We start from the raw sequence: 2414 nt of genomic DNA, 5'->3' as shown, positions 1-2414 counted from the left end.
ATCGTCTATAACGATGCCGAGCGGTTGCCTGCTGCGGTGCAGTCGGTGTTGGGGCAGACGTTTGGTGATGTTGAGGTGGTGATTGTTGACGACTGCAGTACGGATGGTTCGTTTGAGGTGGCGCGGGGGCTGGCGGCGCGGTGGCCGGGGCGGGTGCGGGCGTTTCGGCTTGAGGAGAACAGTGGTGCGGGGGGTGAGCCGCGTAACCGGGGGATCCGGGAGGCGGTGGGGCGTTATGTGATGTTTTTGGACAGTGATGATGTCCTGGAGCGTAATGCGTGCCGGAATCTGGTGGAGGCGGCGGAGGCGTCGGGGGCGGATCTGGTGTCGGGGTTGTGTGTGCGGGTGCACAAGGATGCGCCGGTGGAGAAGCGCAATGAGTGGTATCCGTGGCTGTACGGGCGGACGCGGACGCTTGCGTCGGTGGAGGAGCTGCCGGATCTGTTCGTGTGGGACACGCTGTCGACGAACAAGTGTTACCGGCGGGATTTCCTGCTGGATAACGAGCTGTGGTTTCCCAAGGGGGTGTTCTATGAGGATCTGCAGTTCATCGCGCAGGCGTATCTGGCGGCGCGGCGGATCACGCTGATTCCGAACCAGGTGTATTTCTGGCAGGTGCACCGGGCGGCGGCGGTGCGGTCGGTGACCAACCGGCGTCATGAGATGACCAATTATGCGCACCGGCTGGAGGTGCACCGGCGGATCGATGCGATGCTGGCGGCGCGGGGGCTGGAGGAGCTGCGGCGGGCGAAGGATGTGAAGTTCCTCAAGCATGACCTGGTGCTGCATCTGCGGGATCTGCCGTTTCGGGATGCGGCCTACCGCGAGGAGTTCGCGCGGCTGTCGGCGCAGTATCTGGCGACGCTGGATGTGCAGGCGTATGGGCGGGTGCAGCCGTTGCAGGCGATCTGCGGGTATCTGCTGCAGCGCGGGGACTGGGACCGTCTGCTGCCGGCGGTGGACACGCTGTTGAACGGCAGCAAGGTCTCGGTGCCGCTGGCCGAGCGGGACGGGCGGGTGTTTTGGTGCGCGGAGCATCTGGAGGATCCGCTGGGCCGCCAGGTGCTGGACGTCACGGGGCTGGGCTGGCACACCCGGCCGCTGGAGCAGCTGTTCTTGCGCAATGCGCTGACCGGGTTCGAGGCCGGGGCGGACGGCGGGGTGCGGCTGGCCGGGCAGATCACCAATCCGCTGGGCCGGATCGGGGCCGGGGCGCGGCTGGCGGGTCAGCTCGTCTTCACCGCGCGGCGCCGCGGCCTGCAGTCGTTCACCTTCCCGGTGCAGCGTCTGCGCCATGCGGGGCCGGTGGTCGAGTGGGAGGCGGTGGCCGATCTCGGGGCCCGGCTGCGGCCGCTGGGCGTCATCGACACCGTTTGGGATGTGCGTCTGGAGCTCGAGGTGGACGGGCGGCGCACCACGACGCGGCTGAGTGTGGCCGACACCGAGGTCGGGGGGCGGGCGGTGGCGGTGCGGCCGCGGCTGACGCGGGTGGTCGCCGACCATGTGCGTGCGCATGTCTCGGCCCGCGGCCATCTGGCCTTCGAGCTGGTGGGCCAGGACCCGCAGCGTGAGCGGGCCCGGGAGCTGATCGCCCGGGGGGTGCGGGGCCGGCCCGGGGCGCTGGCGAAGTCCGGCTACCGCCGGGCCAGGGCGCTGCGCAAGACGCTGACGTCGGGTGATGCCAAGCTGCGGGCGTATCATGAGGTGTTTTTGCGGCTGCCGGTCAAAAAACGCACGGTGGTCTTCGAAAGCCATCTGGGGCGGCAGTTCAGCGACAGTCCGCGGGCGCTGTATGAGGAGATGCGCCGCCAGAACCTGGACTTCCAGGCGTTTTGGGCCTACAGCGGTGATCCGGGGCCCTTCCCGGCCGAGGCGACGCTGGTGCGGCGCTGGTCGCTGCCCTACCTCAAGGCGCTGGCGCAGGCGGAGTTCTGGGTGGACAACCAGTCCTTCCCGCTGAAGCTGGCCAAGCGCCCCGAGACGACCTACCTGCAGACCTGGCACGGCTCGGCGCTGAAGAAGATGGGCTTTGACCAGCCGGCGCAGAAGATGCTCACCCGTGCCCAGCAGGCCGAGCAGCAGCGGGCGCTGGAGCGCTTCGACCGGTTTTTGGTCCGCTCGGAGCATGATGTGCACACCCTGGCCCGGGCGTTTCGTCTGCCGGAGCGGGCCCTGCTGCGGGTGGGTTATCCCCGCAACGACGCCCTGGTGCAGGCCCGCAGGCGTGAGGAGGCCGGCCAGGGGCGGGTGCGGGGGCCGCTGGCCGCCGAGCTGGGCATCGCGGCGGACAAGCGCATCGTGCTGTATGCGCCGACGTTCCGCCAGGCCGGCAAGGGCTCCCGGCGCTTCGAGCTGCCCTTCGATGTGGAGCGCTTCGCCGAGCGGTTCGGCGAGGATTTGGTGCTGCTGGTGCG

Annotated in this window: 1 protein-coding gene; it reads left to right on the top strand. The window is 69.0% G+C overall.

Annotated elements, in window-relative coordinates; translation table 11 throughout:
- A partial coding sequence (locus ACZ4Z1_RS42325) for a bifunctional glycosyltransferase/CDP-glycerol:glycerophosphate glycerophosphotransferase (protein ID WP_468492046.1) occupies window positions 1–2414 on the top strand: 2414 nt, incomplete at both ends.

Source organism: Streptomyces sp. NPDC030165 (assembly GCF_055573595.1).
Note: the sequence above shows the minus strand (reverse complement) of the source record. Positions and strands in the feature narration are given on the sequence as shown.